Annotated in this window: 9 protein-coding genes; 4 read left to right on the forward strand and 5 right to left on the reverse strand. The window is 35.1% G+C overall.

Annotation, left to right across the window (positions count from 1 at the left end):
- Positions 1–138: 138 nt before the first annotated feature.
- Positions 139–1,104, reverse strand: coding sequence for an ornithine carbamoyltransferase (gene argF / locus QRN68_RS04940; protein ID WP_285395629.1), 966 nt, complete (start codon positions 1,102–1,104; stop codon positions 139–141).
- Between the two features lie 218 nt (positions 1,105–1,322).
- Between argF and QRN68_RS04945 the strand changes: the two genes are divergently transcribed.
- Both QRN68_RS04945 and QRN68_RS04950 read left to right on the forward strand, forming a co-directional pair.
- Positions 1,323–1,781: a MarR family winged helix-turn-helix transcriptional regulator gene (locus tag QRN68_RS04945; RefSeq protein ID WP_285395632.1), complete on the forward strand. Its 459-nt coding sequence runs from the start codon at positions 1,323–1,325 to the stop codon at positions 1,779–1,781.
- Positions 1,782–1,794: 13 nt separating this feature from the next.
- A complete protein-coding gene (locus QRN68_RS04950; RefSeq protein WP_285395633.1) occupies positions 1,795–2,787 on the forward strand; it encodes a serine hydrolase domain-containing protein in 993 nt (330 codons plus the stop codon).
- Between the two features lie 140 nt (positions 2,788–2,927).
- Here QRN68_RS04950 and QRN68_RS04955 read toward each other — a convergent pair whose 3' ends face one another.
- Positions 2,928–3,542: a cysteine peptidase family C39 domain-containing protein gene (locus QRN68_RS04955; RefSeq protein WP_285395634.1), complete on the reverse strand. Its 615-nt coding sequence runs from the start codon at positions 3,540–3,542 to the stop codon at positions 2,928–2,930.
- 277 nt (positions 3,543–3,819) lie between these two features.
- On the opposite strand from QRN68_RS04955, the gene QRN68_RS04960 reads away from it, so the two are divergent.
- Positions 3,820–4,578 carry a MerR family transcriptional regulator gene (locus tag QRN68_RS04960; protein WP_285395635.1) on the forward strand — a complete coding sequence of 253 codons (759 nt, stop codon included), beginning with the start codon at positions 3,820–3,822 and terminating at the stop codon, positions 4,576–4,578.
- A gap of 227 nt (positions 4,579–4,805) precedes the next feature.
- Here QRN68_RS04960 and QRN68_RS04965 read toward each other — a convergent pair whose 3' ends face one another.
- On the reverse strand, positions 4,806–5,894 hold the full coding sequence (locus QRN68_RS04965) for a M42 family metallopeptidase (protein ID WP_285395636.1): 1,089 nt from the start codon (positions 5,892–5,894) through the stop codon (positions 4,806–4,808).
- A gap of 94 nt (positions 5,895–5,988) precedes the next feature.
- A complete protein-coding gene (locus QRN68_RS04970; protein ID WP_285395637.1) occupies positions 5,989–6,474 on the reverse strand; it encodes a dUTP diphosphatase in 486 nt (161 codons plus the stop codon).
- A gap of 103 nt (positions 6,475–6,577) precedes the next feature.
- Here QRN68_RS04970 and QRN68_RS04975 point away from each other — a divergent pair, with 103 nt between their 5' ends.
- A complete protein-coding gene (locus tag QRN68_RS04975; RefSeq protein WP_285395638.1) occupies positions 6,578–6,970 on the forward strand; it encodes a sigma-w pathway protein ysdB in 393 nt (130 codons plus the stop codon).
- Positions 6,971–7,109: 139 nt separating this feature from the next.
- On the opposite strand, the gene QRN68_RS04980 is transcribed toward QRN68_RS04975, so the two are convergent.
- The gene (locus QRN68_RS04980; RefSeq protein ID WP_285395639.1) at positions 7,110–7,370 is read right to left on the reverse strand and encodes a DUF1294 domain-containing protein; all 261 of its coding nucleotides are present in this window, start codon (positions 7,368–7,370) and stop codon (positions 7,110–7,112) included.
- Positions 7,371–7,463 lie beyond the last annotated feature (93 nt).

The following is a 7,463-nucleotide window of genomic DNA, read 5'->3' on the forward strand; positions in this document are numbered from 1 at the left end:
CTTGACAACGTACACCGCGCGTGGCTTACATCCCTCTGTCTGCACACCACTGTTATGTTATTCACATTGACACCCCCTGTTGCCGATGTGAACTCTGTATATCTAGTACTTCTCAACCCGAGAAGTATATGTCACAAATTAAGCTAAAATTGATGCTAGAACCGCTTTCTGTGCGTGGAGTCTGTTTTCTGCTTGCTCAAAGATGTAAGAATTCGGACCATCAATAACAGATGTCGCTACTTCCTCTTCACGATGCGCAGGTAAACAGTGTAGGAACATGTAATTCGGCTTTGCGTATGCAACAAGTTCATCATTAATTTGGTAACCTGCAAAGTCTTCTAGACGTTTTGCAGTTTCCTCTTCTTGCCCCATTGACGTCCATACATCAGCGTATACTACGTCCGCATTTAAAACCGCTTCTACAGGATCATTTGTGATTGTAATTGTACTACCATTTGCTGCTGCGATAGCCTGTGCTTTTGCGATAACCTCTACATCACATTCATAACCAACTGGCGTTGCCACTGCCACGTTCATTCCTACATGTGCAGAAGCGACTACTAATGAATGCGCCACGTTGTTGCCATCTCCAACATATGCAATTTTAAGTCCTTTTAGTTGACCTTTATTTTCAGCGATTGTTTCTAAATCCGCTAAAGCTTGGCAAGGGTGATAAATATCGGTTAATCCATTTATAACTGGTATAGATGCATGCTCTGCAAGCTCCTTCACCATAGCATGAGAGTTCGCTCGAATCATAATACCATCTAAGTAGCCTGATAACACATATGCTGTATCATATATTGATTCACCACGACCAATCTGCAAATCACGCGCATGCATAAACATACCTTTCCCACCTAGTTGAATCATACCTACTTCAAATGAAATACGAGTACGAGTTGAATGTTTTTCAAAAATCATACCGAGTGTCTTACCTTCTAGTAGCTTCGGACATTTCCCTTCTTTTGTAATTATTTTTAGTTGTGTTGCTAATTCAACTAACTGTTCAACTTCTTCACTTGTATAGTCTAGCAAGGTTAGTAGGTCCTTACCTTTTAAGCTTGATACTAACTTTAACTGTACTTCCTCGAGTAATTTCATCGCCTTCGCTCCTTGTTTCGTTGCTGTTGGGATTAGTATAACAAATGCATAAATATAAAATCAACTGAATTTTTATGTTTATTTTCAAAAATTAGAATTTTATCTTCTCATGTGTCTAAAATGCGAACGTTTGAATATTTATGCATTTTTTTAAAATTGCATTATTGTTAATACATATTTATAATTAATATATATTAATTATTTAGGTGGTAAAACGTATGGAGAAGGAATTGGTACATCTTATTAAGGAGATAAATCAAATTGATTATGAAACCAATTTAATGTTAACCGAAGAATTTTCCTCTATATTGGATGAAACATTAACTTCAAAACAAGCAGTATTTTTAAATCTTCTTCGAACAAAAGGTCCTCTTCAAACTTTTGAATTGGCAAAGTTAATGGGGACATCTGCGAGTGCAGTTAGCCAATTAGTAAATAGGTTGGAGCAAGAAAGCTATATAAAAAGAACAATGAGTAAAAAGGATCGTAGAGAAGTTATTATAGAGCTAGATGAACGGGGACATCTTTATTTTCAAAAGCAGGAGGAAATTGAGCTTGCTATTATTTATAAATATTATACAAAGCTCAATCGAGAGGACTTGTTACAATTAAAGGACATACTTTCGACATTACATTTTATTATTTCAGAGGAGCAGGAAAAAAATAAGCGTTCATAATGGAGGTATTATTGTGGATTTATATAATTTAAAAAAGGACATTTTTAAAATTGCTTATCCTTATATAAAAACTCGCCCAAATGTTGCTTTATCCATTGGTATCATTTCTCAAGGTCAGGAAGTGACTTTTACTTTTGGTGGCTCGAACTTTATGTTGGAAGAAAAACCTTATGTATATGAAGTTGGATCGATTTCTAAAGTTTTTACTACATCCATATTGGGGGAAATGATTCAGGAAGGAAAAGTCCATGTGGAAGATTCTATCGGCAAATACTTTTCAACAATTCCCGATAATCACCCTGTCACACTAAAACGTTTAGCCAATCATACTTCTGGGCTACCGGGAATAGGTGTACTAAAAAACATTTCCAATCTTTTTGATGCACAAACACCTCGTGATCCTTTTTGTCAATATTCACTGGACGAGACTATACATTATTTTAAAACGCACACAGACGAGCCCAAAGTTAAATTTCGCTATTCTAATGTAGGAATGGGGCTTTTAGGGTATATTTTAGCCAATACACTTCACACTGATTATGAAACTGCTATCAAACAAAGATTAACAGATCCTTTAAACATGCCAAATACATTTATCTCTATCCCTTCTGATCAAGCAGAGGCCGTATTGCAAGGATACACGATCCTCGGCCATAAAAAGCCACCACTTCAAATGAATGACTTTATGGCAGCAGGGGCAGTCCGTTCAACTGTTAATGATCTTTTAAAATTTGCGAAAGTACATTTAAGTGATGAAAATTTAGGTTATACATTAACACATCAAGCGACCGAAACCTTTTCAGAACATAAAGGTATTGGTTTAGGATGGCAACTCGATCACAATATCATTTGGCATAACGGTTCGACGAAAGCTTTCTCTAGTTATTTAGGGTTTGATAAAACACAACAAACTGGCGTTGTTGTTCTTTCAAATTATCGATCGCCTATATTGGCAACAAACCCTAGTCAAATTGGTAAAGATATATTGCAGCTTTTACAGGTCTAATAGATGATTATATGAATTTATCGATAAGTATTGTTAAATTATCGATAAAAATTTTAATTTATCGACATAAAAAACAGCCCTCAAACATTTAAGTTTGGGGGCTATTAAAGTAAAAGTATCTTCCACTAAATTCTTCATCCTTAGCTCTGTGCGGCGTCTACGGTTATGTAAGTATTGCTATAAAGAAGCATATTTATATTTTTTACATTCCACAATTTCCTAAATTCATTAATAGGAACTTTTCGATTATAGCTATTGTTATCATCATTACAATTCACCAGTTCCCTTAATGATTCTGAAAGGTAGACATAGTCCTTGTCATATCCTACGACAGGGACAAAATGCAAATTATTACGATCCTTATGTACCTTAATAAAAACAATTACGGGAATTCCTTTACTAACTTCGTACTTTAGTGTATTTATATTTCCTTTATAATAGCTTGTTTTAAATCCCTTTTTTCTTAGCACCGTACGGATTCCTTTTGGATATACATTGCCTGACCTCATTTTACTAGGGAAATTAGTATATAACTCATCACCATCGGCCTCCATTCCAAAATGGCGCAACACATATGCTGTTGAAAATGCTGCACATTCCCTTTCGTTTTGTATATCTATCCTATTATTTCGTTTAATTAAATAGTTAGCTGGATAATCTCTTTTTCGTAAAACAGGTATGGGTAATGTCATTAAATATGCATTAATGATCGTTGATATAATAATCCATAAAATAGCTGTTCTAACAATAAACATACAACTCCCCCATTGCTTTGCGTCCATATCGCAACATTTTAACCTACCGAGTCAGTTGAATAACTGAATAATCAGTTATTATGTCTAGTGTAACATATTCACAAATATTGGTGTGCGGGAATTAGACCTCCCCATATCGTCCCGGTGTCTGTAACAGACAATCTCATTTTTTGCACTTGTACCATTTATCTATCGCCAAACTTTAAATTCCCTTCTTGAATCTCTAGTTACTTGATGTATTATGATTAGCTTATACCAATTGATAGGAGGAATTTTGATGAATACTAAAAAATTTTCTATTGGAGAATTTTCAGAAAGGACAGGAATACCAATTCCTACTTTGCATTACTATGATGAAATTGGTATATTACAACCTGAAAAAAATCCTTCTTCAGGGCATCGCATTTACAATCATCAAGATATTATTACATTACAAAAAATTATTAGTCTAAAATTTCTAGGGTATAGCCTTGATAAAGTTACTACTTTGTTAAATGAATCAAGTTTTAATATGGATTTAAATGAAAGCTTGTCCCTCCATTTATATGCTTTAGAAAAAGAAAAGGAACAAATTGAGCAAACAATGCGAGCAATTAAAAGAGTAATTAAATTAGTCGAGGTGGAAGGAGAAGTGGATGGTACTGTATTATTAAGCCTTATATATAGTATGAGTACAGAACAAAAACAAAATGAATGGATGGAACAACAAAATTTAAAAGTTGTTGTGGAAGAGTTATCAAAGAAATCAGAAGAAGATCAAATTGCATTGGATAAAACATTTATTCATTTAACTAAAGAAGTGAAAAAATTATACGGTTATCCAGTGGAAGACTTGAAAGTACAAGAGATGGTAAAAGAATATTTAGAAGCTACTTTTTCATACCTTGGTGAAAATTTGATACAAAAACTTGCTGATATAGATATAGAAGAGGTGGATATTCAACAATTCGAAAATATGTCATCTTCCCCCTTCACGGAAGATGAACAAAAATGGTTTAATCAAGCAATGCAATATTATATGCAATACACAGAATGAGCTTAGAAATGGACTTAGTTAAATAGTTTGAGTGTAAAGTTGAAAAGATAAAACATATTTTATTGATTTTTGCGCTTCACGGATGACTAAAAGGAGCTATATTTTAATAAGAATAGGACTTGTGTGTATGATTGAATTTAAGTATACAAGTCCTTTTTTCAAAAAAGCCCCCTAACATTTTTGTTAGAAGGCAAAATTATGATTTATCTATTTAGTTCTTTCCATGCTTAGTCAAAAATAATTTTATTCACTGCATCACGGTCTAATTTTTTAATAACTTCCACCATTAATTTTACAGCATTATCATAATCATCGCGATGTAAAATACCTGCATGTGAATGAATATAGCGTGTTGCAATACCGATTGATAGTGCTGGCACACCATTTGCAGTTACATGGATTGACCCAGCGTCTGTACCTCCACCAGCCATTGCTTCGAATTGATATGGAATATTTTGCTCATCTGCCACATCTAATACAAATTCACGTAAGCCACGGTGCGATACCATTGATGCATCGTAGACAACAATTTGTGGACCAGCGCCCATTTTACTAGTTGATTCTTTAGCAGTTACTCCTGGTGTGTCTCCTGCTACACCTACATCGACAGCAAAGCCAATGTCTGGTTGAATTTTATGCGTAGCAGTTTTCGCACCGCGAAGCCCTACTTCTTCTTGTACGTTCCCTACAGAATAAAGGATGTTAGGATGCGTTTCATTTTTCAAAGCTTTCATAACATCTATTGCAATTGCACAACCAATACGGTTATCCCATGCTTTTGCTAATAAGTATTTTTCGTTTTTCATCACATTAAATTCAAAATAAGGCGTGACCATATCGCCAGGACGTACGCCCCATTCAAGTACTTCATCTTTTGAAGCTGCACCAACATCGATAAACATATCTTTTATGTCTACCACTTTGTTACGCACATCTGCTGGTAAAATATGAGGTGGTTTTGAACCAATAACCCCAATAATTTCATCACCTTTACGTGTTGTAATTGTTACACGTTGTGCAAGCATCACTTGGCTCCACCAACCGCCTACAGTTTGGAATTTGATGAACCCTTTGTCATCAATTTGAGTAACCATGAAGCCAACTTCATCTAAATGGCCGGCAACCACAATTTTAGGACCATTTTCATCGCCAACTTTTTTAGCAATGACGCTTCCTAAATTATCTGTTTCAATTGAGTCTGCAAATGGTGCAATGTATTTTTTCATGACCTCACGTGGTGCACGTTCATTACCTGCGATACCATTCGCATCCGTTAAATCTTTAAACATTTGTAGTGTTGGATCTAGCTGTGTCATCTTTTTGCCTCCTGACTCTTGTATCCCCTCTATTATACTTCGTTTACCGAAATATTCCTAGTTAAATCGTCTGAAAATTGGTGTATTTCTCACTTTAATATCCTGAACGCTGACGATTATAATTCTCTTCATTTTTCTCTATATATGCCCCAACAACGTCCTCAAACGTAAAGCCTAGATTATACGCAAGTAATCCATAGCATTGCCAAATAGCTAAATAACTATCCTCTGTTGGTTGACTAATAAACTTTAAAATATAGTCCTGAGTTATTAAAAACGTCTCTGTTAAATCTCGCTTTTCTTCAATGACTGGCCATTTTTCTATCGCCGTATAACCTTGTAATAGACCAAGTGATAATATAAAATGAATCGAATCCACATATTCCTCTAAAATCACATCACGCTCTGAGGGTCCCTTTGTGCTCCAAAACTTAAAGCAACGTGTTTCATTGGCGAGTTCGGCCAGCTCTACCATTAATGCTAAACCTTTTTCTTTAAATACATTACGATTAATATTCTGTGTTTTCTCGATGAAATCATCAAGTTCTTTCTGCATTTTAAACAAATGTTGTAAATTCATTTTTTTCTCCTAAATTTCTTAAAAATATTTATAAAAAGTGAAACTAATTGCCCCCTCCAATCGTATAGGAAGGAATAACCTTTCTTCAAGGGGGAAATTAAAAATGTTGCCGTTACTTATTCGACTTGCTGTTATTGCGCTTATTATCTATGTATTTTATAAAGCGATTCGTTATATAACCGATCCTAAGCGAAAACTTGATGGAGCCTATGAAAGAGGCCAATATTATTTTTATGATGACGTCAAAAATGTCCGAAAAAATTTCTTTATCTCTTATAAGGGTGCTCTTTTCGAAGGTGAAAAATACCTCGGTACTACTGATGATGCCTTCGAAGTTGTTACGATTTTCGTTGGTGCCCGTGACGCCGCTACATTGCAAGGTTTTACAAAAAGAGACTTTGAATACCTACAGCAGGAAATCCTATTGAACTATCCTAGCGCAAAAATAAACTGGAAGCAGCCCATTGAAAAGCTTATGCACAACACATCCTCATGATGAGGATGTGTTTTTACATTGTTTTCGAGATTTATTGGAAACATTTTAGGTTTTATCGGAATGTTTTCGCGATTTATCGGAATGTTTTCGAGATTTATCGGAAACTTTTTAAATTTTATCGGAATATTTTCGAGTTTTGTCACCAGATTTGTACTATGATAAAAACTTGAATAGCTGCTAGTAACGGGAAGCCAAATGCAAAACTGTTATGACGTGTCTTGTGACGGAATAAATACATTCCGAGCACGCCACCTACTGCCCCACCTGCAATTGCTAACGTAAATAACGTACGTTCAGCAATACGCCATTCATGCTTTTTTGCTTTTGATTTATCCATACCCATCATAATGAGCAGAACTATAGATACAACTGCCATATAAGCCAATAATGCTTGCCCCATAGAGTACTCCTTTTTTAACTTTTTACTTTTAATCTAACAATCGAGTAGGAGGGAGTGATTAACTCCCGACCTCTCACACCACCGTACGTACGG

Origin of the sequence: Lysinibacillus sp. fls2-241-R2A-57, from assembly GCF_030209535.1 — a bacterium.
Classification (GTDB): domain Bacteria; phylum Bacillota; class Bacilli; order Bacillales_A; family Planococcaceae; genus Lysinibacillus.

Bases quoted from the DNA above. Each gene is read 5' to 3' on its own strand.
- argF (WP_285395629.1), bottom strand. From the start codon at position 1,104: ATGAAATTACTCGAGGAAGTACAGTTAAAGTTAGTATCAAGCTTAAAA.
- QRN68_RS04945 (WP_285395632.1), top strand. From the start codon at position 1,323: ATGGAGAAGGAATTGGTACATCTTATTAAGGAGATAAATCAAATTGAT.
- QRN68_RS04955 (WP_285395634.1), bottom strand. From the start codon at position 3,542: ATGTTTATTGTTAGAACAGCTATTTTATGGATTATTATATCAACGATC.
- QRN68_RS04960 (WP_285395635.1), top strand. From the start codon at position 3,820: ATGAATACTAAAAAATTTTCTATTGGAGAATTTTCAGAAAGGACAGGA.
- QRN68_RS04965 (WP_285395636.1), bottom strand. From the start codon at position 5,894: ATGACACAGCTAGATCCAACACTACAAATGTTTAAAGATTTAACGGAT.
- QRN68_RS04970 (WP_285395637.1), bottom strand. From the start codon at position 6,474: ATGAATTTACAACATTTGTTTAAAATGCAGAAAGAACTTGATGATTTC.
- QRN68_RS04975 (WP_285395638.1), top strand. From the start codon at position 6,578: ATGTTGCCGTTACTTATTCGACTTGCTGTTATTGCGCTTATTATCTAT.
- QRN68_RS04980 (WP_285395639.1), bottom strand. From the start codon at position 7,370: ATGGGGCAAGCATTATTGGCTTATATGGCAGTTGTATCTATAGTTCTG.